The 23,977-nt window shown below is 67.2% G+C and carries 24 protein-coding genes; 22 read left to right on the top strand and 2 right to left on the bottom strand.

The window, feature by feature from the left end:
- The first annotated feature begins 161 nt into the window (after nt 1-161).
- Both rpoB and ACIPW5_RS21495 read left to right on the top strand, forming a co-directional pair.
- Complete coding sequence (gene rpoB / locus ACIPW5_RS21500) at nt 162-3,644, top strand: DNA-directed RNA polymerase subunit beta (RefSeq protein WP_401247088.1); 3,483 nt, start codon at nt 162-164, stop codon at nt 3,642-3,644.
- A 95-nt stretch (nt 3,645-3,739) separates the two neighbouring features.
- Nucleotides 3,740-7,639, top strand: a complete 3,900-nt coding sequence (locus ACIPW5_RS21495) for a DNA-directed RNA polymerase subunit beta' (RefSeq protein WP_401247086.1) — start codon at nt 3,740-3,742, stop codon at nt 7,637-7,639.
- Nucleotides 7,640-7,668: 29 nt separating this feature from the next.
- Here ACIPW5_RS21495 and ACIPW5_RS21490 read toward each other — a convergent pair whose 3' ends face one another.
- Both ACIPW5_RS21490 and ACIPW5_RS21485 read right to left on the bottom strand, forming a co-directional pair.
- Nucleotides 7,669-8,043: a cyclic nucleotide-binding domain-containing protein gene (locus ACIPW5_RS21490; protein WP_401247084.1), complete on the bottom strand. Its 375-nt coding sequence runs from the start codon at nt 8,041-8,043 to the stop codon at nt 7,669-7,671.
- 26 nt (nt 8,044-8,069) lie between these two features.
- Nucleotides 8,070-10,553 (bottom strand): YfhO family protein, encoded by a 2,484-nt coding sequence (locus ACIPW5_RS21485; RefSeq protein ID WP_401247081.1) that lies wholly within the window; start codon nt 10,551-10,553, stop codon nt 8,070-8,072.
- Nucleotides 10,554-10,954: 401 nt separating this feature from the next.
- Between ACIPW5_RS21485 and rpsL the strand changes: the two genes are divergently transcribed.
- The 20 genes from rpsL to ACIPW5_RS21385 all read left to right on the top strand — a co-directional run bounded on the left by rpsL (nt 10,955) and on the right by ACIPW5_RS21385 (nt 23,814).
- Complete coding sequence (gene rpsL / locus ACIPW5_RS21480; protein ID WP_007265893.1) at nt 10,955-11,326, top strand: 30S ribosomal protein S12; 372 nt, start codon at nt 10,955-10,957, stop codon at nt 11,324-11,326.
- A 2-nt stretch (nt 11,327-11,328) separates the two neighbouring features.
- On the top strand, nt 11,329-11,799 hold the full coding sequence (rpsG, locus tag ACIPW5_RS21475) for a 30S ribosomal protein S7 (protein WP_007265894.1): 471 nt from the start codon (nt 11,329-11,331) through the stop codon (nt 11,797-11,799).
- Between the two features lie 39 nt (nt 11,800-11,838).
- Nucleotides 11,839-13,971, top strand: coding sequence for an elongation factor G (gene fusA / locus ACIPW5_RS21470; RefSeq protein WP_401247078.1), 2,133 nt, complete (start codon nt 11,839-11,841; stop codon nt 13,969-13,971).
- Between the two features lie 148 nt (nt 13,972-14,119).
- On the top strand, nt 14,120-15,313 hold the full coding sequence (gene tuf, locus ACIPW5_RS21465) for an elongation factor Tu (protein ID WP_266574537.1): 1,194 nt from the start codon (nt 14,120-14,122) through the stop codon (nt 15,311-15,313).
- A gap of 179 nt (nt 15,314-15,492) precedes the next feature.
- Nucleotides 15,493-16,506, top strand: a complete 1,014-nt coding sequence (locus tag ACIPW5_RS21460) for a hypothetical protein (RefSeq protein WP_401247075.1) — start codon at nt 15,493-15,495, stop codon at nt 16,504-16,506.
- Nucleotides 16,507-16,985: 479 nt separating this feature from the next.
- Nucleotides 16,986-17,294: a 30S ribosomal protein S10 gene (gene rpsJ, locus ACIPW5_RS21455; RefSeq protein WP_003948644.1), complete on the top strand. Its 309-nt coding sequence runs from the start codon at nt 16,986-16,988 to the stop codon at nt 17,292-17,294.
- A gap of 14 nt (nt 17,295-17,308) precedes the next feature.
- Nucleotides 17,309-17,953, top strand: a complete 645-nt coding sequence (rplC, locus tag ACIPW5_RS21450) for a 50S ribosomal protein L3 (protein WP_007265899.1) — start codon at nt 17,309-17,311, stop codon at nt 17,951-17,953.
- A gap of 4 nt (nt 17,954-17,957) precedes the next feature.
- Nucleotides 17,958-18,608, top strand: coding sequence for a 50S ribosomal protein L4 (gene rplD / locus ACIPW5_RS21445; protein WP_401247073.1), 651 nt, complete (start codon nt 17,958-17,960; stop codon nt 18,606-18,608).
- Nucleotides 18,608-18,931, top strand: coding sequence for a 50S ribosomal protein L23 (gene rplW / locus ACIPW5_RS21440; protein WP_007265901.1), 324 nt, complete (start codon nt 18,608-18,610; stop codon nt 18,929-18,931). The genes rplD and rplW overlap by 1 nt, the downstream gene beginning before the upstream one ends.
- A gap of 39 nt (nt 18,932-18,970) precedes the next feature.
- Complete coding sequence (gene rplB / locus ACIPW5_RS21435) at nt 18,971-19,807, top strand: 50S ribosomal protein L2 (protein WP_007265902.1); 837 nt, start codon at nt 18,971-18,973, stop codon at nt 19,805-19,807.
- Nucleotides 19,808-19,819: 12 nt separating this feature from the next.
- On the top strand, nt 19,820-20,101 hold the full coding sequence (gene rpsS, locus ACIPW5_RS21430) for a 30S ribosomal protein S19 (protein ID WP_007265903.1): 282 nt from the start codon (nt 19,820-19,822) through the stop codon (nt 20,099-20,101).
- A 43-nt stretch (nt 20,102-20,144) separates the two neighbouring features.
- Nucleotides 20,145-20,492 (top strand): 50S ribosomal protein L22, encoded by a 348-nt coding sequence (gene rplV / locus ACIPW5_RS21425; protein ID WP_007265904.1) that lies wholly within the window; start codon nt 20,145-20,147, stop codon nt 20,490-20,492.
- A complete protein-coding gene (gene rpsC / locus ACIPW5_RS21420; RefSeq protein ID WP_007265905.1) occupies nt 20,492-21,331 on the top strand; it encodes a 30S ribosomal protein S3 in 840 nt (279 codons plus the stop codon). The genes rplV and rpsC overlap by 1 nt, the downstream gene beginning before the upstream one ends.
- 5 nt (nt 21,332-21,336) lie before the next feature.
- Entirely contained in the window at nt 21,337-21,756 is a 420-nt protein-coding gene (rplP, locus tag ACIPW5_RS21415) for a 50S ribosomal protein L16 (protein ID WP_007265906.1), read from the top strand.
- Nucleotides 21,756-21,980 (top strand): 50S ribosomal protein L29, encoded by a 225-nt coding sequence (rpmC, locus tag ACIPW5_RS21410; RefSeq protein WP_007265907.1) that lies wholly within the window; start codon nt 21,756-21,758, stop codon nt 21,978-21,980. The genes rplP and rpmC overlap by 1 nt, the downstream gene beginning before the upstream one ends.
- Nucleotides 21,980-22,261, top strand: coding sequence for a 30S ribosomal protein S17 (gene rpsQ / locus ACIPW5_RS21405; protein WP_030008467.1), 282 nt, complete (start codon nt 21,980-21,982; stop codon nt 22,259-22,261). Before rpmC ends, rpsQ begins: the two co-directional genes overlap by 1 nt.
- 128 nt (nt 22,262-22,389) lie before the next feature.
- Nucleotides 22,390-22,758 (top strand): 50S ribosomal protein L14, encoded by a 369-nt coding sequence (rplN, locus tag ACIPW5_RS21400; protein ID WP_003956455.1) that lies wholly within the window; start codon nt 22,390-22,392, stop codon nt 22,756-22,758.
- A 2-nt stretch (nt 22,759-22,760) separates the two neighbouring features.
- A complete protein-coding gene (rplX, locus tag ACIPW5_RS21395) occupies nt 22,761-23,072 on the top strand; it encodes a 50S ribosomal protein L24 (protein WP_007265909.1) in 312 nt (103 codons plus the stop codon).
- Complete coding sequence (gene rplE, locus ACIPW5_RS21390) at nt 23,072-23,623, top strand: 50S ribosomal protein L5 (protein WP_030154702.1); 552 nt, start codon at nt 23,072-23,074, stop codon at nt 23,621-23,623. Before rplX ends, rplE begins: the two co-directional genes overlap by 1 nt.
- A 5-nt stretch (nt 23,624-23,628) precedes the next feature.
- Nucleotides 23,629-23,814, top strand: coding sequence for a type Z 30S ribosomal protein S14 (locus tag ACIPW5_RS21385; RefSeq protein WP_003956452.1), 186 nt, complete (start codon nt 23,629-23,631; stop codon nt 23,812-23,814).
- Nucleotides 23,815-23,977: the final 163 nt, after the last annotated feature.

Raw genomic sequence — 23,977 nt, 5'->3', positions numbered from 1 at the left:
TAGCTGCCCCCTGCCCGTCGCCAGGGGCATGCCCACGCTCGAGCACATCTGACTGACCGCCTCTGACCTGGTCTTTTGGCCAGATCGGGAGCACCTTGTCTTCTGTGTCGGCTGGGACCGGTACGCGCGTAGTGAGTCCGAGCCCTCGGAAGGACCCCCTCTTGGCCGCCTCGCGCAACGCCTCGACCAATACGAACAACGGTGCCAGCACCGCCCCGCTGCGCATCTCCTTTGCAAAGATCAAGGAGCCCCTCGAGGTTCCGAACCTCCTGGCGCTGCAGACCGAGAGCTTTGACTGGCTGCTCGGCAACGCCGCCTGGAAGTCCCGCGTCGAGTCGGCGCTTGAGAGTGGACAGGACGTCCCCACCAAGTCCGGTCTGGAAGAGATCTTCGAGGAGATCTCGCCGATCGAGGACTTCTCCGGGTCGATGTCGCTGACGTTCCGCGACCACCGGTTCGAGCCGGCGAAGAACTCCGTCGACGAGTGCAAGGAGCGCGACTTCACGTACGCGGCGCCGCTCTTCGTCACGGCCGAGTTCACGAACAACGAGACCGGTGAGATCAAGTCTCAGACGGTCTTCATGGGCGACTTCCCGCTCATGACCAACAAGGGCACCTTCGTCATCAACGGCACCGAGCGCGTCGTCGTGTCGCAGCTCGTCCGTTCTCCGGGTGTCTACTTCGACTCCTCCATCGACAAGACGTCCGACAAGGACATCTTCTCCGCCAAGATCATCCCGTCCCGGGGTGCCTGGCTGGAGATGGAGGTCGACAAGCGCGACATGGTCGGCGTCCGCATCGACCGCAAGCGCAAGCAGTCCGTCACCGTCCTCCTGAAGGCTCTCGGCTGGACCACCGAGCAGATCCTCGAGGAGTTCGGCGAGTACGAGTCCATGCGCGCCACCCTGGAGAAGGACCACACCCAGGGCCAGGACGACGCGCTGCTCGACATCTACCGCAAGCTGCGCCCGGGCGAGCCGCCGACCCGCGAGGCCGCTCAGACGCTGCTCGAGAACCTCTACTTCAACCCGAAGCGCTACGACCTCGCGAAGGTCGGCCGCTACAAGGTGAACAAGAAGCTCGGCGCCGACGAGCCGCTCGACGCCGGTGTGCTCACCACCGACGACGTCATCGCGACGATCAAGTACCTCGTCAAGCTCCACGCGGGTGAGACCGAGACCATCGGTGAGTCGGGTCGCAACATCGTCGTCGAGACCGACGACATCGACCACTTCGGCAACCGTCGTCTGCGCAACGTCGGCGAGCTCATCCAGAACCAGGTCCGCACGGGTCTGGCTCGTATGGAGCGCGTCGTGCGCGAGCGCATGACCACCCAGGACGTCGAGGCGATCACGCCGCAGACCCTGATCAACATCCGGCCGGTCGTCGCCTCCATCAAGGAGTTCTTCGGCACCAGCCAGCTGTCGCAGTTCATGGACCAGAACAACCCGCTGTCGGGTCTGACGCACAAGCGTCGCCTCTCGGCCCTGGGTCCCGGCGGTCTCTCCCGTGAGCGGGCCGGCTTCGAGGTCCGTGACGTGCACCCGTCGCACTACGGCCGCATGTGTCCGATCGAGACCCCTGAAGGCCCGAACATCGGTCTGATCGGCTCGCTCGCCTCCTACGGTCGCGTCAACGCGTTCGGTTTCATCGAGACCCCGTACCGCAAGGTCGTCGACGGCCAGGTCACCGACGAGGTCGACTACGTCACCGCCGACGAGGAAGACCGCTTCGTCATCGCCCAGGCGAACGCCCGCCTGGACGACGACCTGCGCTTCACCGAGAACCGCGTCCTGGTCCGCAAGCGTGGGGGCGAGGTCGACTACGTCGAGCCGTCCGACGTGGACTACATGGACGTCTCGCCGCGCCAGATGGTGTCCGTCGCCACCGCGATGATCCCCTTCCTCGAGCACGACGACGCCAACCGTGCCCTCATGGGCGCGAACATGATGCGCCAGGCCGTTCCGCTCATCAAGGCGGAGGCCCCGCTCGTCGGCACCGGCATGGAGTACCGCTGTGCGGTCGACGCCGGCGACTCGATCAAGGCGGAGAAGGACGGTGTCGTCCAGGAGGTCTCGGCCGACTACATCACCGTCGCCAACGACGACGGCACGTACACCACGTACCGCGTCGCCAAGTTCTCCCGCTCGAACCAGGGCACCTCGGTCAACCAGAAGGTCATCGTCAACGAGGGTGACCGGATCATCGAGGCCCAGGTCCTCGCCGACGGTCCGGCGACCGAAGAGGGCGAGATGGCCCTCGGCAAGAACCTGCTCGTGGCGTTCATGCCGTGGGAGGGTCACAACTACGAGGACGCGATCATCCTGTCGCAGCGCCTCGTGCAGGACGACGTCCTCTCCTCGATCCACATCGAGGAGCACGAGGTCGACGCCCGTGACACCAAGCTGGGCCCCGAGGAGATCACCCGGGACATCCCGAACGTCTCCGAGGAGGTCCTCGCCGACCTCGACGAGCGCGGCATCATCCGCATCGGTGCGGACGTCGTCGCCGGCGACATCCTCGTCGGCAAGGTCACGCCCAAGGGTGAGACCGAGCTGACCCCCGAGGAGCGCCTGCTCCGCGCGATCTTCGGTGAGAAGGCGCGCGAGGTCCGTGACACCTCCCTGAAGGTGCCCCACGGTGAGATCGGCAAGGTCATCGGCGTCCGCGTCTTCGACCGCGAGGAGGGCGACGAGCTTCCTCCGGGCGTGAACCAGCTGGTCCGCGTCTACGTCGCCCAGAAGCGCAAGATCACCGACGGTGACAAGCTCGCCGGCCGTCACGGCAACAAGGGTGTCATCTCCAAGATCCTCCCGATCGAGGACATGCCCTTCCTCGAAGACGGCACCCCGGTCGACATCATCCTCAACCCGCTGGGTGTCCCGTCCCGAATGAACCCGGGACAGGTCCTGGAGATCCACCTCGGCTGGCTCGCCAGTCGCGGCTGGGACGTCTCCGGCCTCGCGGACGAGTGGGCGCAGCGCCTCCAGGCGATCGGCGCCGACCAGGTCGCCCCCGGCACCAACGTCGCCACCCCCGTCTTCGACGGTGCGCGTGAGGACGAGCTGGCCGGCCTGCTCCAGCACACGATCCCGAACCGCGACGGCGAGCGCATGGTGCTCCCGACCGGTAAGGCTCGTCTGTTCGACGGCCGCTCCGGCGAGCCGTTCCCGGACCCGATCTCGGTCGGGTACATGTACATCCTCAAGCTGCACCACCTGGTCGACGACAAGCTCCACGCCCGTTCGACCGGTCCGTACTCGATGATCACGCAGCAGCCGCTGGGTGGTAAGGCGCAGTTCGGTGGTCAGCGCTTCGGTGAGATGGAGGTGTGGGCACTTGAGGCGTACGGCGCCGCCTACGCGCTCCAGGAACTCCTGACGATCAAGTCCGACGACGTGACCGGCCGCGTGAAGGTCTACGAGGCCATCGTCAAGGGCGAGAACATCCCCGAGCCGGGCATTCCCGAGTCCTTCAAGGTGCTCATCAAGGAAATGCAGTCGCTCTGCCTCAACGTGGAGGTGCTGTCCTCGGACGGCATGTCCATCGAGATGCGCGACACCGACGAGGACGTCTTCCGCGCGGCGGAGGAGCTCGGTATCGACCTGTCCCGGCGCGAGCCGAGCAGCGTCGAAGAGGTCTGACGGGCCTGGCCGGGGGATCCCATTGATCCCCCGGCCGCCCCGGGACCGTTCAGACCATGATTGAGACTCGACCCCGAAAGAGGGATTGACGCACAGTGCTCGACGTCAACTTCTTCGACGAGCTGCGGATCGGCCTTGCCACCGCGGACGACATCCGAACCTGGTCGCACGGCGAGGTCAAGAAGCCGGAGACCATCAACTACCGCACCCTCAAGCCCGAGAAGGACGGACTCTTCTGCGAGAAGATCTTCGGTCCTACCCGGGACTGGGAGTGCTACTGCGGCAAGTACAAGCGTGTCCGCTTCAAGGGCATCATCTGTGAGCGTTGTGGCGTCGAGGTCACGCGCGCCAAGGTGCGCCGTGAGCGGATGGGCCACATCGAGCTTGCCGCTCCCGTCACCCACATCTGGTACTTCAAGGGCGTCCCGTCGCGCCTGGGCTACCTGCTGGACCTCGCGCCGAAGGACCTCGAGAAGGTCATCTACTTCGCCGCGTACATGATCACGTTCGTCGACGACGAGCGCCGTCAGCGCGACCTGCCGTCGCTGGAGGCCCACGTCTCCGTCGAGCGCCAGCAGATCGAGAACCGCCGTGACGCGGACCTCGAAGGCCGTGCCAAGAAGCTCGAGAGCGACCTGGGCGAGCTGGAGGCCGAGGGCGCCAAGGCCGACGTGCGCCGCAAGGTGCGCGAAGGCGCCGAGCGCGAGATGAAGCAGCTCCGCGACCGCGCCCAGCGCGAGATCGACCGCCTCGACGAGGTGTGGAACCGCTTCAAGAACCTCAAGGTCCAGGACCTGGAGGGCGACGAGCTCCTCTACCGCGAGCTGCGTGACCGCTTCGGCACGTACTTCGACGGTTCCATGGGTGCGGCTGCCCTGCAGAAGCGCCTGGAGTCCTTCGACCTCGAGGAGGAGGCCGAGCGCCTCCGCGAGATCATCCGTACCGGCAAGGGCCAGAAGAAGACCCGTGCGCTCAAGCGCCTCAAGGTCGTCTCCGCGTTCCTGCAGACCAGCAACAGCCCCAAGGGCATGGTCCTGGACTGCGTCCCGGTCATCCCGCCGGACCTGCGTCCGATGGTGCAGCTGGACGGTGGCCGCTTCGCGACCTCCGACCTGAACGACCTGTACCGCCGTGTGATCAACCGCAACAACCGCCTGAAGCGCCTTCTCGACCTCGGTGCCCCCGAGATCATCGTGAACAACGAGAAGCGCATGCTCCAGGAGGCCGTGGACGCCCTCTTCGACAACGGTCGTCGCGGTCGCCCGGTCACCGGTCCCGGTAACCGTCCCCTGAAGTCCCTCAGCGACATGCTGAAGGGCAAGCAGGGTCGATTCCGTCAGAACCTCCTCGGCAAGCGCGTGGACTACTCCGCGCGTTCCGTGATCGTCGTCGGTCCGCAGCTGAAGCTGCACCAGTGTGGTCTGCCCAAGGCCATGGCGCTGGAGCTCTTCAAGCCGTTCGTGATGAAGCGCCTGGTCGACCTGAACCACGCGCAGAACATCAAGAGCGCGAAGCGCATGGTCGAGCGCGGCCGCACGGTCGTGTACGACGTGCTCGAAGAGGTCATCGCCGAGCACCCGGTGCTGCTGAACCGTGCGCCCACGCTGCACCGCCTCGGCATCCAGGCCTTCGAGCCCCAGCTGGTCGAAGGCAAGGCCATCCAGATCCACCCGCTCGTCTGCACCGCGTTCAACGCGGACTTCGACGGTGACCAGATGGCCGTCCACCTGCCGCTCTCCGCGGAGGCGCAGGCCGAGGCCCGCATCCTGATGCTGTCCTCGAACAACATCCTCAAGCCGGCCGACGGCCGTCCGGTCACGATGCCGACGCAGGACATGGTCCTGGGTCTGTTCTTCCTGACCACCGACGGTGAGCTCCGTGACACCAAGGGCGAGGGCCGCGCGTTCGGCTCCACCGCCGAGGCGATCATGGCGTTCGACGCCGGCGAGCTCGCGCTGCAGTCGTCCGTCGACATCCGCTTCCCGGTGGGCACCATCCCGCCGCGCGGCTGGGTGGCGCCGGTCGCCGAGGAGGGCGAGCAGGAGTTCCAGCCGGGCGACAGCTTCCGCCTGAAGACGACCCTGGGCCGTGCGCTCTTCAACGAGCTGCTGCCCGAGGACTACCCGTTCGTCGACTACTCGGTGGGCAAGAAGCAGCTCTCCGAGATCGTCAACGACCTGGCGGAGCGCTACCCCAAGGTCATCGTGGCGGCGACGCTCGACAACCTGAAGGCGGCCGGCTTCCACTGGGCGACCCGTTCGGGCGTCACCGTGGCCATCTCCGACGTCGTCGTGCCCGAGGCCAAGAAGGCCATCGTCGCGGGCTACGAGGCTCAGGACGAGAAGGTCCAGAAGCAGTACGAGCGCGGTCTGATCACCAAGGACGAGCGCACGCAGGAGCTCATCGCGATCTGGACCAAGGCGACCAACGAGGTTGCCGAGGCGATGAACGCGAACTTCCCCAAGACGAACCCCATCTTCATGATGGTTGACTCGGGTGCCCGAGGAAACATGATGCAGATGCGACAGATCGCCGGTATGCGTGGTCTGGTGTCGAACGCGAAGAACGAGACCATCCCGCGTCCGATCAAGGCGTCCTTCCGTGAGGGCCTCACCGTTCTGGAGTACTTCATCTCCACGCACGGTGCCCGTAAGGGTCTGGCGGACACCGCCCTGCGTACCGCCGACTCGGGTTACCTCACCCGTCGTCTGGTGGACGTCTCGCAGGACGTCATCATCCGCGAGGAGGACTGCGGCACCGAGCGCGGCCTCAAGCTCAAGATCGGCACCAAGGACGAGACGGGTGTCCTCCGCAAGGCGGACGACGTCGAGACCTCCGTGTACGCCCGCATGCTGGCCGAGGACGTCGTCATCGACGGCAAGGTCATCGCGCCGGCGAACGTGGACCTCGGCGACGTGCTCATCGACGCCCTCATCGCGAACGGCGTCGAGGAGGTCAAGACCCGCTCGGTCCTGACCTGCGAGTCCGCGGTCGGCACCTGTGCCTTCTGCTACGGCCGCTCGCTGGCCACCGGCAAGCTCGTCGACATCGGCGAGGCGGTCGGCATCATCGCCGCCCAGTCCATCGGTGAGCCCGGTACCCAGCTGACGATGCGTACCTTCCACACCGGTGGTGTGGCCGGTGACGACATCACGCAGGGTCTGCCGCGTGTCGTCGAGCTCTTCGAGGCCCGTACCCCGAAGGGTGTCGCCCCGATCTCCGAGGCCGCCGGCCGCGTGCGGATCGAGGAGACCGAGAAGACGAAGAAGATCGTCATCACGCCCGACGACGGCAGCGAGGAGACGGCGTTCCCGATCTCCAAGCGCGCCAAGGTCATCGTGCACGAGGGCGACCACGTCGAGGTGGGCCAGAAGCTCACCATGGGTGCCACCAACCCGCACGACGTGCTGCGCATCCTCGGCCAGCGTGCCGTCCAGGTCCACCTGGTCGGCGAAGTCCAGAAGGTCTACAACTCGCAGGGCGTGTCGATCCACGACAAGCACATCGAGATCATCATCCGGCAGATGCTGCGCCGCGTGACGATCATCGAGTCCGGCGACGCGGAGCTCCTGCCGGGCGAGCTCGTCGAGCGCTCGAAGTTCGAGACCGAGAACCGTCGCGTGGTCACCGAGGGCGGTCACCCCGCCTCCGGCCGTCCGCAGCTGATGGGTATCACCAAGGCCTCGCTGGCGACGGAATCCTGGCTGTCGGCCGCCTCCTTCCAGGAGACGACCCGAGTCCTGACGGATGCGGCGATCAACGCCAAGTCCGACAGCCTCATCGGCCTCAAGGAGAACGTCATCATCGGTAAGCTCATCCCGGCCGGTACGGGCCTGTCCCGCTACCGCAACATCCGGGTCGAGCCGACCGAGGAGGCCAAGGCCGCGATGTACTCGGCCGTCGGCTACGACGACATCGACTACTCGCCCTTCGGCACCGGCTCCGGCCAGGCTGTCCCGCTGGAGGACTACGACTACGGCCCGTACAACGGCTGAGTCGGACCAGAGCAGTAACCGCAGGGCGGTCACCCGAGAGGGTGGCCGCCCTGCGGCGTTCCTAGCCCCGGGGGGCCAGGTGGCGCTGGAGGTGGTGGAGGCGGGTGCGGTGGTCGGGGTGCGGGGACAGCAGGAGCCGCAGGAGACCGGACCCGTCCTCCGCGGGCTCCGTCGCCAGGACCTGGGCGAGCTGGGGTCCGAAGCCCAGGGCGGCCCAGCAGCTGGGCCCAGGAGTGCCCCGCCGGCACCCGCTCCAGCGCCGTGACGGTTGCCGACCGCGGCCGGCCGGTGACCGCGGCCGACTCACCGACGATGTCTCCCGGGCCGCGCAGCGCCAGGAGGGCTTGGTAGCCCGTGGCCGCCGAGGCGGTGACCTTGGTCCAGCCGGTGAGGATGAGCAGCACGTGCGTCGAGGGCTCGTGCTGCTGGATCAGCGGATTTGGCGGCGGCGCCTGAAGTAGGCGGCCGTCGTGACCGACGCCAGGGTGAGGAGGGACAGGGCGGCCGCCGCGAGGCCCGGGGTGAGGCCCTTCGGGGTGAAGGTGCAGGAGAGGTTGCGGGTGCTCGGGGTGACCGGGAGGGCGAGCAGGCCGTGGAAGTCGCGGATCGGGGCCGAGCACTGCCAGCCGGGGATGTTGGTGACGGCGAGGACCGCGGTGCCGGTGGTGTTCGGGGGGAGGGTGGCTTCGAGGGTGTGGCCGCCGATGCGGACGGAGGTGGCGCCCGTGGCCTTCAGGGCGGCGGTCCTGGCGTCCAGGGCGGCGCGGTCCAGGCAGCCGATGGGGTGCTCGCCGGCCGTGGCGTCCTCCGTGCGGGTTTCCACCGTCGCGGTGACCTCGCCGGAGGCGGGGACCGGGCCCAGGGGGACGACGCCCGTCATGCGGTCCATGAGGGGGAGTTCGGAGCCCGGGGTGCGGAGGGTGCCGTACAGGGTGGGGGAGTACCAGTAGGCCTCGGAGCCGGGGGTGCAGCGGGCCGCGTACGTCTGGGTGGTGGGGGTGCCCGTGCGGGTGGTGCGGGGGACCTCGTAGACCGTGGCGCCCAGGACGTCCTCCTGGTGGGCGTAGACCGAGTCCGCGGGGTTGGGGGAGGTGTAGGGGGTGGTGCGGAGGGTGACCAGGGGCGGGGCGGGCTGTTTCGTGGCCTTCCAGGTGCCCGGCTCCGTGCCCGGGCGGACGCGGGCGCCGATCGAGAAGATCGCGTCGAGCACCGGGTTGTCGGCCCCGAAGAAGGTCCGGCCGTCGTTCTTGAAGCCGTAGCCGAGGGGTTCCAGGGCCTTGTAGGTCGCTTCGGGGAGGTAGCTGCTGTAGTACTGCGGGCCCTCCGCCTGGAGGGCGAGGGCGTCGTTGTACGAGGTCTGCGGCGCGCCCGAGTCCGTCCGGTAGGCGGGCCAGCCGTCCACGTCCCGGACCGCTTCGAAGTGGTTGCTGATCGAGCGGTTCGAGGTCGGGACGGGAGCGGCCCAGCGCTCGCGGGAGCGGCGGGCGTCCGCGTTGGCCGCGGCGACCGTCGACTCGGCGAGGACCACGACGGTCATGAGGAGGGCGGCCAGGGGGAGCAGGGCCCGGTGCCGGTCCGCCCGGGTGAGGAGGAGCAGGGCCAGCAGGGAGACCGCGCCGCCGGCCAGGACGGCCGGCCAGGTCCAGCCGCCGAAGTCGTCGGTGTGGCGGAGGACGAAGGTGGCGACGACGAGGAGGGCCGCCGACAGGGCCAGGTGGAGGGGGCGGGGGCGGTTGGCCAGGGCGAGCCAGGCCAGGACGACGACCATGCCGCTGAACACGAACGCCTCGCGGTACGGGTTGCCGTTCGGCACCGCCAGGCCGTGCCACACGTACTGCGTCGGGGGGAACTGGAAGGACACCAGGACCAGGAGGGTGGCCGCCGCCCACGTGAGGCGGGTGCGGGCCGCGATCCGGGTGTTGAGGAGGAAGGAGCCCGCCAGGATCAGGCCCAGGGAGGCCACGTACAGGCGGGGACGGCCGCCCCACAGGTGGGTCGCCGGGAGCATGCCGGAGAGGAAGACCTCGATCCGGACCGGGTCGAAGGCGCCGGCCTTGGTGGGCTGCGCGGCACCGCTGGACAGGAACGACGGCAGGAGGAGGGGGAGGGTGAGCAGGATGCCGGTCGCGGCCGCGGTGGCCGCGCGCCAGAGGGCGCGCAGGCGCTGGGCGCCCGTCATGTCCAGGGTGATCAGGCGGACGGCGAGGAGGACGCAGGCCGCCATCGTGGCCATCATCGCCGTGTAGAAGTTGCCGAACCAGGCGAGGGCGACCAGCAGGGCCACCCCCGGCCAGCGGCGGCCCTCCAGGCACCACTCCACGGCGATGCCCAGCAGGGGGAGGGCGACCAGGCCCCACAGCCACATCGGGATGTACGAGGCGTCGCTCAGCGCCCAGCCGCACAGGCCGTAGCAGGCGCCGAGGACCCCGCGCTGCCACCACGGTCCGGGGTGCAGCTTGCCGAGGTAGACGGCCATCACGGCGGCGGCCGTGCCCATCGTGACCGGGGTGATCACGAAGACGGCGAGGTCGACGTGTTCGCGGGGGACCAGGACCGCGAGCCAGGAGAAGGGATTGCCCAGGTAGGTGTAGTAGTCGGACAGGAACTGCTGTCCGAAGCCTCCCCGCCAGGTGAACAGCACGTCGCCGGCGGCCTGGCCGTGGACCAGGTCCCACAGGGCGCGGTGGAAGGGCACGTACTGGTTGGCCTGGTCGTTGATGGCCCGGCCCCGGTTCCCGAAGGGGAAGGAGCCGCGCGCCGCCCAGGCCGCGCAGAAGGCGCCCGAGGTGACCAGGAAGGCCAGCAGCGGGGCGTACAGCCGGGAGAGTGCGGTGCGCCGCCGCGACGAGGGGGTTCGGCCGCCGTCGGGGGGCGGGTTCTCCGCCGTCGTCGGCTCCGGTGTGACCGTCCCCAATGTCCTGCTCCTGGCGCTCGTACGTTTTGGACTGACCTGCTGGGATTCGCTGGGCAGTGTAGTTCGCCCTCCCTACCACGCCGGTGCGCGATCCGCGCGCCCACCCCGGCCGGGACCGCTCCGCCCGTGCGGCGCCTGAGCTGTGCGGTCGTCGCGGCGGTGGCGGAGCGGCTTATGTTTTGACCGGAGTGGATGCGGTGGGTACGCTCAGACCTTGTGCCTGGGGTGTGCCTGGGCTCCCGTGCGTGTCCATCAACCGCACGCGAGAGTCAACGGCCACTGCGATCCATGCGTCTTTCCGCTTTTGCGGAGAGGTCCGCCGGGTCCGACACACCCGACCGCGTGGGTCGGCAAAGTTCCAGGTTAGCTTCACTACACGGCACACAGAAACCGGAGAAGTAGTGCCTACGATCCAGCAGCTGGTCCGTAAGGGCCGGCAGGACAAGGTCGAGAAGACAAAGACCCCCGCGCTCGAGGCCTCGCCCCAGCGTCGCGGCGTCTGCACGCGTGTGTTCACGACCACCCCGAAGAAGCCGAACTCGGCGCTCCGTAAGGTCGCGCGTGTGCGTCTGACCTCCGGCATCGAGGTCACCGCTTACATTCCGGGTGAGGGACACAACCTGCAGGAGCACTCGATCGTGCTCGTGCGTGGTGGCCGTGTGAAGGACCTGCCGGGTGTTCGTTACAAGATCATCCGCGGTGCGCTTGACACCCAGGCTGTCAAGAACCGCAAGCAGGCCCGCAGCCGCTACGGCGCCAAGAAGGAGAAGTAAGAATGCCTCGTAAGGGCCCCGCCCCGAAGCGCCCGGTCATCATCGACCCGGTCTACGCATCTCCTCTGGTGACCTCGCTCATCAACAAGATCCTCCTGAACGGCAAGCGCTCCACCGCCGAGCGCATCGTTTACGGCGCCATGGAAGGCCTCCGCGAGAAGACCGGCAACGACCCGGTCATCACGCTGAAGCGCGCGCTGGAGAACGTCAAGCCGTCCCTCGAGGTCAAGTCCCGCCGTGTCGGTGGCGCGACCTACCAGGTTCCCGTCGAGGTCAAGCCGGGTCGCCAGTCGACCCTGGCCCTCCGCTGGCTCGTGGGTTACTCCCGCGCCCGCCGCGAGAAGACCATGACCGAGCGCCTGATGAACGAGCTGCTCGACGCCTCGAACGGTCTTGGCGCTGCCGTCAAGAAGCGTGAGGACACGCACAAGATGGCCGAGTCCAACAAGGCCTTCGCGCACTACCGCTGGTAGTCCCCACCCACATCGAGACCGAGAGAAGACTGAGCCGATATGGCTACCACTTCGCTTGACCTGGCCAAGGTGCGCAACATCGGCATCATGGCCCACATCGACGCGGGCAAGACGACCACCACCGAGCGCATCCTGTTCTACACCGGTGTGTCGTACAAGATCGGTGAGGTCCACGACGGCGCCGCCACGATGGACTGGATGGAGCAGGAGCAGGAGCGTGGTATCACCATCACGTCTGCCGCCACCACCTGCCACTGGCCGCTCGAAGATGTTGACCACACCATCAACATCATCGACACCCCGGGTCACGTCGACTTCACCGTCGAGGTGGAGCGTTCGCTCCGCGTCCTCGACGGCGCCGTCACCGTGTTCGACGGTGTGGCCGGCGTAGAGCCGCAGTCCGAGACCGTTTGGCGTCAGGCGGACCGCTACGGCGTCCCGCGCATCTGCTTCGTCAACAAGCTCGACCGCACCGGTGCCGAGTTCATGCGCTGCGTCGACATGATCAAGGACCGCCTCGGTGCGGTTCCGATCGTCATGCAGCTCCCGATCGGTGCCGAGGCCGACTTCCAGGGTGTCGTCGACCTCGTCCGCATGAAGGCCCTCGTGTGGTCCGCCGAGGCCACCAAGGGCGAGATGTACGACGTCGTCGACATCCCGGCCTCCCACACCGAGCTGGCCGAGGAGTGGCGCGCCACCCTCGTCGAGCAGGTCGCCGAGAACGACGAAGAGATGATGGAGCTCTTCCTCGAGGGCGTCGAGCCCACCGAGGAGCAGCTGCACGCGGCCGTCCGCCGCATCATCCTCGGCTCCGGCAAGGGCAAGGGCGAGCCCACGATCACCGCGGTCTTCTGCGGTACGGCGTTCAAGAACAAGGGCGTCCAGCCCCTGCTCGACGCCGTCGTGCGCTACCTCCCGTCGCCGCTCGACATCGAGGCCATCGAGGGCCACGACGTCAAGGACGCCGAGGTCGTCGTCAAGCGCAAGCCGTCGGACGAGGAGCCCCTCGCCGCGCTCGCGTTCAAGATCATGAGCGACCCGCACCTCGGCAAGCTCACCTTCGTCCGGGTTTACTCGGGCCGCCTGGAGGCCGGCACTGCGGTGCAGAACTCCGTCAAGGGCAAGAAGGAGCGCATCGGCAAGATCTACCGCATGCACGCGAACAAGCGTGAGGAGATCGACTCGGTGGGCGCCGGCGACATCGTCGCCGTCATGGGCCTGAAGCAGACCACCACCGGTGAGACGCTGTGTGACGAGAAGGCCCCCGTGATCCTGGAGTCCATGGACTTCCCGGCTCCGGTCATCCAGGTCGCCATCGAGCCCGCCTCGAAGGGTGACCAGGAGAAGCTGGGCGTCGCCATCCAGCGCCTCGCGGAAGAGGACCCGTCGTTCCACGTCCACTCGGACGAGGAGACCGGCCAGACCATCCTCGGCGGTATGGGCGAGCTGCACCTCGAGGTGCTGGTCGACCGTATGAAGCGCGAGTTCAAGGTCGTCGCCAACGTCGGCAAGCCGCAGGTGGCCTACCGCGAGACGATCCGCAAGGCCGTCGAGCGTCACGACTACACCCACAAGAAGCAGACCGGTGGTACCGGTCAGTTCGCCAAGGTGCAGATCGCGATCGAGCCGATCACGGACGCCGATGGTCCGGCGTACGAGTTCGTCAACAAGGTCACCGGTGGCCGCGTGCCGAAGGAGTACATCCCTTCGGTCGACGCCGGTGCGCAGGAAGCCATGCAGTTCGGCATCCTGGCGGGCTACGAGATGACGGGCGTCCGCGTCACGCTTCTCGACGGTGGCTACCACGAGGTCGACTCCTCCGAGCTCGCCTTCAAGATCGCTGGTTCGCAGGCCTTCAAGGAGGCCGCGCGCAAGGCGTCGCCCGTTCTGCTCGAGCCGATGATGGCCGTTGAGGTCACCACGCCCGAGGAGTCCATGGGCGATGTCATCGGTGACATCAACTCCCGCCGTGGCCAGATCCAGGCCATGGAGGACCGTCACGGAGCCAAGATCGTCAAGGGCCTCGTGCCCCTCTCGGAGATGTTCGGCTACGTCGGCGACCTCCGCAGCAAGACCTCGGGTCGCGCCAGCTACTCGATGCAGTTCGACTCCTACGCCGAGGTTCCCCGGAACGTCGCCGAGGAGATCATCGCGAAGGCCAAGGGCGAGTAACTCTTCCGAGTTCACGTTTTAGGCTTGTCACCGGAGCCTCTGGGGCAACAGGAGCAACCCTCCCGTTGCCCCGGGGAGCCGGCTTTCCAGCAAAGATCACCTGGCGCCGACGATTCAAGGCGTACAGAACCACTCTCAGGAGGACCCCGTGGCGAAGGCGAAGTTCGAGCGGACTAAGCCGCACGTCAACATCGGCACCATCGGTCACATTGACCACGGTAAGACGACCCTCACGGCCGCCATTACCAAGGTGCTGCACGACAAGTACCCGGACCTGAACGCGGCGTCGGCGTTCGACCAGATCGACAAGGCTCCTGAGGAGCGCCAGCGCGGTATCACCATCTCCATCGCGCACGTCGAGTACCAGACCGAGGCGCGTCACTACGCCCACGTCGACTGCCCGGGTCACGCTGACTACATCAAGAACATGATCACCGGTGCCGCGCAGATGGACGGCGCGATCCTCGTGGTCGCCGCCACCGACGGCCCGATGCCGCAGACCAAGGAGCACGTGCTCCTGGCCCGCCAGGTCGGCGTTCCGTACATCGTCGTCGCCCTGAACAAGGCCGACATGGTGGACGACGAGGAGATCCTGGAGCTCGTCGAGCTCGAGGTCCGTGAGCTGCTCTCCGAGTACGACTTCCCGGGCGACGACCTGCCGGTCGTCCAGGTCTCCGCGCTGAAGGCGCTCGAGGGCGACAAGGAGTGGGGTGACAAGCTCCTCGGCCTGATGGACGCCGTGGACGCCGCGATCCCGACCCCGCCGCGTGACACCGACAAGCCGTTCCTGATGCCCGTCGAGGACGTCTTCACGATCACCGGTCGTGGCACCGTCGTCACCGGCCGCATCGAGCGTGGTGTCCTCAAGGTCAACGAGACCGTCGACATCATCGGCATCAAGACCGAGAAGACCACCACCACGGTCACCGGCATCGAGATGTTCCGCAAGCTGCTCGACGAGGGCCAGGCCGGTGAGAACGTCGGTCTGCTCCTCCGTGGCATCAAGCGCGAGGACGTCGAGCGCGGCCAGGTCATCATCAAGCCCGGTTCGGTCACGCCGCACACCGAGTTCGAGGCCGCCGCGTACATCCTGTCGAAGGACGAGGGTGGCCGTCACACCCCGTTCTTCAACAACTACCGCCCGCAGTTCTACTTCCGTACCACGGACGTGACCGGCGTCGTGACCCTCCCCGAGGGCACCGAGATGGTCATGCCGGGCGACAACACCGACATGACGGTCGCGCTGATCCAGCCGGTCGCCATGGAGGAGGGCCTGAAGTTCGCCATCCGTGAGGGTGGTCGCACCGTCGGCGCCGGCCAGGTCACCAAGATCACGAAGTAATTCGTGCTCTGACCTGGTAGCTCGCAGCAGCGGGCACCATGTGTGAACGAGGGGCCCCTCCCCACCGCTCCGGCGGCGGGGGAGGGGCCCTTCGTCGTACCCCCCTGTAAAGCCCGCATAAAGCCCCTGTGAGAGGCTCCGCACCAGTACGAACGGGCGATCGACAGGGTGGGAAGCGGATGGGGCAGCAGGGCGGCGGCAGACACGACGAGCCGCAGGGGTGGCGGACCGGGCCGGCGTGGCGGGAGATGGAGGGCCGCGGCCGGGGCCGGCGGCGGCTGAAGACCGCGGCGGTGCTCGTCGCCCTCGGGGCGGCCGCGCTGGTCGTCGTACGGCCGGAACTCCTCATCGACCGGGTGACGGGGGAGGCGGAGGCCCGCAGGACGGCCGCCGAGGCCCCGCCGCTGCCTGCCGAGTCGGTACGTCCGACCGCGGCCCCGGAGGCCGCGTACCCGGACCGCCCGACCCCGAAGGAGCCCTTCCGGGGCTCGCCGGCCGCCCAGTGGGCCGACGGCGCCGCCGGGATCGAGGTGCCGGAGGCGACGGCCGTCGGCGGCATGTCCAAGGAGGCGGTGGCCGAGGCGCTGGCGAAGGCGAAGCAGTTCCTCGTCGGGGCCAACCTGGATCCGGCCACCCTGCGGGGGGAGCGCCCGGAGGCGGCGATGGCCCTGCTGGACCCGAAGGACGAGAAGACCCGGACGGCGATGGCGAAGGCCTTCGAGCGGCCGGGCCGGGACCAGGACCCGCTGGACTGGTTCACCCGGTACGACCCCGCCGAGCTCAAGCCCGCGGGCGACGTGGTCAAGGTCCGGGGCCGGATGTGGGTGGAGGCCGGCGAGCAGCCGGGGCAGGCCCACGTCCGGGCGGACTACTCCTTCGTCTACCCGTTCACGAGGGCCGGCGGGAACCCGGAGGACGTCGCGCGGACCATCGTCCGCCGCGAGCTCACCTTCTCCATCGCGGACCCGGACCGGTGGGAGGGCACCCCCGGCAGGCTGTGGCTCTTCCAGGTCGACCGGGACGTGGCCAACAGCTCCTGCGACCGCTTCGACGGCCGGCTGCACCCGTCGTTCTTCTCGGACCCCGACGACGGCGGAACGGTACCCTCCGGGCCGCCGGTGGACCCGTACGACCGGAGCAGGGGCATCAGGGTCGAGGGGCAGGACGGCTGCGGGACCGTGTCCCGGACCTGATCAGCGGTCCGGCCTGCGAGAACCCCCGTCGGGCGGAGGGTGTGGCGCGGTTTGACGTGTCCGCGCGGCGGGGTATTCTCTTCGGCCCGATTGGCCAGGTACGCGTCTCGTATGGCAGACTACTCAAGTTGCTCGGCTGAGTACCGATGCTGCGCGCCTCCCGCCGGGAGGACCGGAAGCGAGTCCCACAGTACTCGTCGTCCTTAATCTGCCTTTCGGGGCAGCAATGAGGACGGACGTACGGGAATCTTCTGGGAAGTGTCAGCACGGTGCCCACCAGGCACTCGGTGGGTGTTTCTCCCCCGAAGCGCGGTCAGGGACCGCATCCCCTTGGACGAGGGAATTTCCGTATGGGAATTTTCTGTAGAGGGTGTGCGACACGCCCGACCGCGTGGGTCGGAGAGAAGCCGCGGAACCCCGTTCCGCAGCCTCCCGGGAGCCAGAGCGTTTCCACACACAGACAGGACTACGGAGTAGCCATGGCGGGACAGAAGATCCGCATCCGGCTCAAGGCCTACGACCACGAGGTCATCGACTCCTCGGCGAAGAAGATCGTCGAGACGGTGACCCGCACTGGTGCGTCGGTCGCGGGCCCGGTGCCGCTGCCCACTGAGAAGAACGTGTACTGCGTCATCAAGTCGCCGCACAAGTACAAGGACTCGCGCGAGCACTTCGAGATGCGCACGCACAAGCGCCTGATCGACATCCTCGACCCGACGCCCAAGACCGTTGACTCGCTGATGCGCCTGGACCTTCCGGCCGGCGTTGACATCGAGATCAAGCTCTGAGAGGCGTCGAGAAGATGGCAAAGCAGATCAAGGGCGTCCTGGGCGAGAAGCTCGGCATGACCCAGGTCTGGGACGAGAACAACCGTGTCGTCCCGGTGACCGTCGTCAAGGCCGGACCCTGCGTCGTGACCCAGGTCCGTACGAACGACATCGACGGCTACGAGTCGGTCCAGATCGCCTTCGGCGAGATCGACCCGCGCAAGGTGAACAAGCCCCTCAAGGGCCACTTCGCCAAGGCCGACGTGACCCCCCGCCGCCACCTGGTGGAGCTCCGCACCTCCGACGCCAGCGAGTACACGCTCGGCCAGGAGATCACTGCCGAGGTGTTCGAGTCCGGCGTCAAGGTTGACGTCACGGGCAACAGCAAGGGCAAGGGCTTCGCCGGTGTCATGAAGCGGCACAACTTCCGGGGCCTCGGCGCCGGTCACGGTGTGCAGCGCAAGCACCGCTCCCCCGGTTCGATCGGTGGCTGCGCCACCCCTGGGCGTGTCTTCAAGGGCATGCGCATGGCCGGTCGCATGGGTAACGAGCGCGTCACCACCCAGAACCTGACCATCCACGCGGTTGACGCGGAGAAGGGTCTGCTCCTCATCAAGGGTGCGGTCCCCGGTCCGAACGGCGGCCTCGTCCTGGTCCGTACCGCGGCCAAGGGGGCTTGAGGTAATGAGCACCATTGACATCCTTTCGCCGGCAGGCGACAAGGCCGGTACCGTCGAGCTCCCCGCGGAGATCTTCGACGCGAAGACCAGCGTTCCGCTGATCCACCAGGTCGTCGTCGCGCAGCTGGCTGCTGCCCGTCAGGGCACGCACAAGACCAAGACCCGTGGCGAAGTCCGTGGTGGTGGCAAGAAGCCTTACCGCCAGAAGGGCACCGGCCGCGCCCGTCAGGGTTCGACCCGCGCTCCGCAGTTCGCCGGCGGTGGCGTCGTCCACGGCCCGCAGCCGCGTGACTACTCGCAGCGGACCCCCAAGAAGATGAAGGCCGCCGCCCTCCGCGGTGCCCTCTCGGACCGTGCGCGTCACTCCCGCATCCACGTCGTCACCGGCGTGGTCGAGGGTTCCGCCTCCACCAAGGCCGCCAAGACGCTGTTCGGCAAGATCTCGGAGCGCAAGAACCTGCTCCTGGTCGCCGAGCGCTCTGACGAGCTGGCGTGGCTGTCCGCCCGCAACCTGCCCCAGGTTCACATCCTGGAGCCGGGCCAGCTGAACACGTACGACGTGATCGTCTCTGACGACGTGGTCTTCACCCAGGCCGCGCTCGAGTCCTTCGTGTCTGGCCCCAAGGCCGATGAGACCGAAGGGAACGAGGCCTGATGTCTGAGGCGACCGTTACCAGCAAGACCTTCACCGACCCGCGCGACCTGCTGATCAAGCCGGTCGTCTCGGAGAAGAGCTACGCGCTGCTGGACGAGAACAAGTACACGTTCATCGTCGCGCCCGGCGCCAACAAGACCCAGATCAAGCAGGCCGTCGAGGCGGTCTTCTCGGTCAAGGTCACCGGGGTCAACACGATCAACCGTCAGGGTAAGCGCAAGCGCACCAAGACCGGTTTCGGCAAGCGCGCCAACACCAAGCGCGCCATCGTGACCCTTGCCGAGGGCAACCGTATCGACATCTTCGGCGGCCAGGCCTCCTAACGGAGGTCTAGTCGTCCGGAATCGGACGAGGACTGAGAAATGGGTATCCGCAAGTACAAGCCGACGACCCCGGGCCGTCGTGGCTCCAGCGTCGCCGACTTTGTCGAGATCACGCGGTCCACGCCGGAGAAGTCGCTGGTCCGCCCCCTGCACAGCAAGGGCGGCCGTAACAACACCGGTCGTGTGACCGTTCGCCACCAGGGTGGCGGACACAAGCGCGCCTACCGCGTGATCGACTTCCGTCGTCACGACAAGGACGGCGTGCCGGCCAAGGTCGCGCACATCGAGTACGACCCCAACCGCACCGCGCGCATCGCGCTGCTGCACTACGCCGACGGCGAGAAGCGCTACATCATCGCGCCGCGCGGTCTGCAGCAGGGTGACCGGATCGAGAACGGCCCCACGGCCGACATCAAGCCGGGCAACAACCTCGCGCTCCGCAACATCCCGGTCGGTACCACGATCCACGCGATCGAGCTCCGCCCCGGTGGCGGCGCCAAGTTCGCGCGTTCCGCCGGTGCCTCCGTGCAGCTGCTCGCGAAGGAGGGCGTGATGGCCCACCTCCGCATGCCGTCCGGTGAGATCCGTCTCGTCGACGCGCGCTGCCGCGCCACGGTCGGCGAGGTCGGCAACGCCGAGCAGTCGAACATCAACTGGGGCAAGGCCGGCCGCATGCGCTGGAAGGGCGTTCGCCCGACCGTCCGCGGTGTCGCGATGAACCCGGTTGACCACCCGCACGGTGGTGGTGAGGGCAAGACCAGCGGTGGTCGCCACCCGGTCTCCCCGTGGGGTCAGAAGGAGGGTCGTACTCGCTCGCCGAAGAAGGCTTCGAGCAAGTACATCGTCCGCCGCCGCAAGACGAACAAGAAGCGCTAGGAGCGGGTTTAGATGCCGCGCAGTCTCAAGAAGGGGCCCTTCGTCGACGACCACCTCGTAAAGAAGGTGGACGCCCAGAACGAAGCCGGCACCAAGAACGTCATCAAGACCTGGTCCCGTCGCTCGATGATCATCCCCAGCATGCTGGGTCACACGATCGCGGTGCACAACGGCAAGACCCACGTCCCGGTGTTCGTCACCGAGTCGATGGTCGGCCACAAGCTCGGCGAGTTCTCGCCGACTCGCACCTTCCGCGGCCACGTCAAGGACGACCGGAAGTCGAAGCGCCGCTAATCGCGGGGTGGTTACGACTATGACTAACACCGAAGGGACAACCATGGAAGCCAGGGCCCAGGCGCGGTACATCCGCGTCACGCCCATGAAGGCCCGCCGAGTGGTGGACCTCATCCGTGGCATGGATGCCACGGAGGCTCAGGCGGTCCTGCGTTTCGCCCCGCAGGCCGCGAGCGTGCCGGTCGGCAAGGTGCTGGACAGCGCCATTGCCAACGCCGCGCACAACTACAACCACCCGGACGCCTCCACGCTGGTCATCAGCGAGGCGTACGTGGACGAGGGCCCGACCCTGAAGCGGTTCCGTCCGCGTGCCCAGGGCCGTGCCTACCGGATCCGCAAGCGGACCAGCCACATCACCGTGGTCGTCAGCAGCAAGGAAGGTTCCCGGTAATGGGCCAGAAGGTAAACCCGCACGGGTTCCGACTCGGCATCACCACGGACTTCAAGTCCCGCTGGTACGCCGACAAGCTGTACAAGGACTACGTCAAGGAAGACGTCGCCATCCGTCGGATGATGACGTCCGGCATGGAGCGCGCCGGCATCTCGAAGGTTGAGATCGAGCGCACCCGTGACCGCGTGCGTGTGGACATCCACACCGCCCGTCCCGGCATCGTCATCGGCCGCCGTGGCGCCGAGGCCGACCGCATCCGCGGTGACCTCGAGAAGCTCACGGGCAAGCAGGTCCAGCTGAACATCCTCGAGGTCAAGAACCCCGAGCTCGACGCTCAGCTCGTTGCCCAGGCCGTTGCCGAGCAGCTCTCCTCCCGCGTCTCCTTCCGTCGTGCCATGCGCAAGAGCATGCAGGGCACCATGAAGGCCGGCGCCAAGGGCATCAAGATCCAGTGTGGCGGCCGTCTCGGCGGCGCCGAGATGTCCCGCTCCGAGTTCTACCGCGAGGGTCGTGTGCCGCTGCACACGCTGCGCGCGAACGTGGACTACGGCTTCTTCGAGGCCAAGACCACCTTCGGCCGTATCGGCGTGAAGGTCTGGATCTACAAGGGCGACGTCAAGAACATCGCCGAGGTTCGCGCCGAGAACGCTGCGGCCCGTGCGGGTAACCGCCCGGCCCGTGGCGCCGGCGCTGGCGACCGTCCCGCCGGCCGTGGTGGCCGTGGTGGCGAGCGCGGCGGCCGTGGTGGCCGCAAGCCGCAGCAGGCTGCTGGTGCCGAGGCCCCCAAGGCCGACGCTCCCGCCGCCGCTCCGGCTGAGAGCACCGGAACGGAGGCCTGACCGACATGCTGATCCCTCGTAGGGTCAAGCACCGCAAGCAGCACCACCCGAAGCGCAGCGGTATGGCCAAGGGCGGTACTGAGGTCTCGTTCGGCGAGTACGGCATCCAGGCGCTCACCCCCGCCTACGTGACGAACCGCCAGATCGAGGCGGCTCGTATCGCGATGACCCGCCACATCAAGCGTGGCGGCAAGGTCTGGATCAACATCTACCCGGACCGCCCGCTGACGAAGAAGCCTGCCGAGACCCGCATGGGTTCCGGTAAGGGTTCCCCGGAGTGGTGGATCGCGAACGTGCACCCGGGCCGGGTCATGTTCGAGCTGTCCTACCCGAACGAAAAGATTGCGCGTGAGGCTCTCACTCGTGCGGCCCACAAGCTGCCGATGAAGTGCCGCATCGTCAAGCGCGAGGCAGGTGAGTCGTGATGGCGACGGGAACCAAGGCGTCCGAGCTCCGCGAGCTCGGCAACGAGGAGCTCGTTGCCAAGCTGCGCGAGGCCAAGGAGGAGCTGTTCAAGCTCCGTTTCCAGGCGGCCACCGGCCAGCTGGAGAACAACGGCCGGCTCAAGTCCGTCCGTAAGGACATCGCTCGCATCTACACCCTGATGCACGAGCGTGAGCTCGGTATCGAGACGGTGGAGAACGCCTGATGAGCGAGAACAACGTGACTGAGAAGACCGAGCGCGGTTTCCGCAAGACCCGTGAGGGTCTGGTCGTCAGCGACAAGATGGACAAGACCGTCGTCGTCGCCGTCGAGGACCGCGTGAAGCACGCGCTGTACGGCAAGGTCATCCGCCGTACGAACAAGCTCAAGGCGCACGACGAGCAGAACGCTGCCGGCGTCGGCGACCGCGTCCTCATCATGGAGACGCGTCCGCTGTCGGCGAGCAAGCGCTGGCGCATCGTCGAGATCCTCGAGAAGGCCAAGTAAGGACTTTCCCGCAAGGGAAATCCAAAAGTTCAGCCTGAGGGGTTTCCCTCAGGTCAGTTCCGCCAGGCTCGGTCGGGGCTTCCCAGTGAAGCCCCGGCCGGGAACCGGCAGACAAACAGGAGATAGACGTGATCCAGCAGGAGTCGCGACTGCGTGTCGCCGACAACACTGGTGCCAAGGAGATCCTTTGCATCCGTGTTCTCGGTGGTTCCGGTCGCCGCTACGCGGGCATCGGTGACGTCATCGTCGCCACCGTCAAGGATGCGATCCCCGGTGGCAACGTGAAGAAGGGTGACGTCGTCAAGGCGGTCATCGTTCGCACCGTCAAGGAGCGCCGCCGCCAGGACGGCTCGTACATCCGCTTCGACGAGAACGCCGCCGTCATTCTGAAGAACGACGGCGACCCTCGCGGCACCCGTATCTTCGGCCCCGTCGGCCGTGAGCTGCGCGAGAAGAAGTTCATGAAGATCATCTCGCTCGCGCCGGAGGTGCTGTAAGCATGAAGATCAAGAAGGGCGACCTGGTCCAGGTCATCACCGGTAAGGACAAGGGCAAGCAGGGCAAGGTCATCGCGGCCTTCCCGACCGAGTCCCGCGTCCTCGTCGAGGGTGTCAACCGGGTCAAGAAGCACACCAAGGCTGGCCAGAACCAGGCCGGCGGCATCGTGATCACCGAGGCCCCGGTCCACGTCAGCAACGTTCAGCTGGTTGTGGAGAAGGACGGCAAGAAGGTCGTCACCCGCGTCGGTTTCCGCTTCGACGACGAGGGCAACAAGATCCGCGTTGCCAAGCGCACGGGTGAGGACATCTGATGGCTACCACTCCGCGTCTCAAGACGAAGTACCGCGAGGACATCGCGGGCAAGCTGCGTGAGGAGTTCTCCTACGAGAACGTCATGCAGATCCCCGGCCTCGTCAAGATCGTCGTGAACATGGGTGTCGGCGACGCCGCCCGTGACTCGAAGCTGATCGACGGTGCCATCCGCGACCTGACGACGATCACCGGTCAGAAGCCGGCCGTCACGAAGGCCCGCAAGTCCATCGCGCAGTTCAAGCTGCGTGAGGGTCAGCCGATCGGCTGCCACGTCACCCTCCGTGGTGACCGCATGTGGGAGTTCCTGGACCGTACGCTGTCGCTCGCGCTGCCGCGTATCCGTGACTTCCGTGGTCTGTCGCCGAAGCAGTTCGACGGCCGTGGCAACTACACCTTCGGTCTCACGGAGCAGGTCATGTTCCACGAGATCGACCAGGACAAGATCGACCGTACCCGGGGTATGGACATCACCGTGGTCACCACGGCGACCAACGACGCTGAGGGCCGCGCGCTCCTTCGTCACCTCGGCTTCCCCTTCAAGGAGGCGTAAGCGAGATGGCGAAGAAGGCTCTCATCGCGAAGGCTGCCCGCAAGCCCAAGTTCGGTGTGCGTGCGTACACCCGCTGCCAGCGCTGCGGTCGCCCCCACTCCGTGTACCGCAAGTTCGGCCTGTGCCGCGTGTGCCTTCGTGAGATGGCTCACCGTGGCGAGCTGCCGGGCGTGACCAAGAGCTCCTGGTAATTCCCTCTCGTCCGTAAGGACTTGGGGAGTTCCAGAGGCTCTCGGTAAGCATCTGGTCGGCGGATGCCCGGCCGCGCATGCCTTAGGCTTGTGTGGTTGGGCGTCCGCCGCCCATAACGACTTACTACGCCGTAGGTCCCCGCACCGCACCCGTCCCGCCTCT

This window comes from Streptomyces sp. NPDC090077, assembly GCF_044747545.1.
Taxonomy (GTDB): domain Bacteria; phylum Actinomycetota; class Actinomycetes; order Streptomycetales; family Streptomycetaceae; genus Streptomyces.
This window is presented reverse-complemented; position numbering and strand designations above follow the sequence as displayed.

Excerpts from the sequence above, each read along its gene's own strand:
- ACIPW5_RS21385 (WP_003956452.1), top strand. The coding sequence starts at position 23,629 with ATGGCGAAGAAGGCTCTCATCGCGAAGGCTGCCCGCAAGCCCAAGTTC.
- rplP (WP_007265906.1), top strand. The coding sequence starts at position 21,337 with ATGCTGATCCCTCGTAGGGTCAAGCACCGCAAGCAGCACCACCCGAAG.
- rplC (WP_007265899.1), top strand. The coding sequence starts at position 17,309 with ATGGCAAAGCAGATCAAGGGCGTCCTGGGCGAGAAGCTCGGCATGACC.
- rpsJ (WP_003948644.1), top strand. The coding sequence starts at position 16,986 with ATGGCGGGACAGAAGATCCGCATCCGGCTCAAGGCCTACGACCACGAG.
- fusA (WP_401247078.1), top strand. The coding sequence starts at position 11,839 with ATGGCTACCACTTCGCTTGACCTGGCCAAGGTGCGCAACATCGGCATC.
- rplX (WP_007265909.1), top strand. The coding sequence starts at position 22,761 with ATGAAGATCAAGAAGGGCGACCTGGTCCAGGTCATCACCGGTAAGGAC.
- rplE (WP_030154702.1), top strand. The coding sequence starts at position 23,072 with ATGGCTACCACTCCGCGTCTCAAGACGAAGTACCGCGAGGACATCGCG.
- rpsG (WP_007265894.1), top strand. The coding sequence starts at position 11,329 with ATGCCTCGTAAGGGCCCCGCCCCGAAGCGCCCGGTCATCATCGACCCG.
- rpsQ (WP_030008467.1), top strand. The coding sequence starts at position 21,980 with ATGAGCGAGAACAACGTGACTGAGAAGACCGAGCGCGGTTTCCGCAAG.
- rpmC (WP_007265907.1), top strand. The coding sequence starts at position 21,756 with ATGGCGACGGGAACCAAGGCGTCCGAGCTCCGCGAGCTCGGCAACGAG.
- rplD (WP_401247073.1), top strand. The coding sequence starts at position 17,958 with ATGAGCACCATTGACATCCTTTCGCCGGCAGGCGACAAGGCCGGTACC.
- rpsC (WP_007265905.1), top strand. The coding sequence starts at position 20,492 with ATGGGCCAGAAGGTAAACCCGCACGGGTTCCGACTCGGCATCACCACG.
- rplV (WP_007265904.1), top strand. The coding sequence starts at position 20,145 with ATGGAAGCCAGGGCCCAGGCGCGGTACATCCGCGTCACGCCCATGAAG.
- rpsS (WP_007265903.1), top strand. The coding sequence starts at position 19,820 with ATGCCGCGCAGTCTCAAGAAGGGGCCCTTCGTCGACGACCACCTCGTA.
- rplW (WP_007265901.1), top strand. The coding sequence starts at position 18,608 with ATGTCTGAGGCGACCGTTACCAGCAAGACCTTCACCGACCCGCGCGAC.
- ACIPW5_RS21460 (WP_401247075.1), top strand. The coding sequence starts at position 15,493 with ATGGGGCAGCAGGGCGGCGGCAGACACGACGAGCCGCAGGGGTGGCGG.
- rplB (WP_007265902.1), top strand. The coding sequence starts at position 18,971 with ATGGGTATCCGCAAGTACAAGCCGACGACCCCGGGCCGTCGTGGCTCC.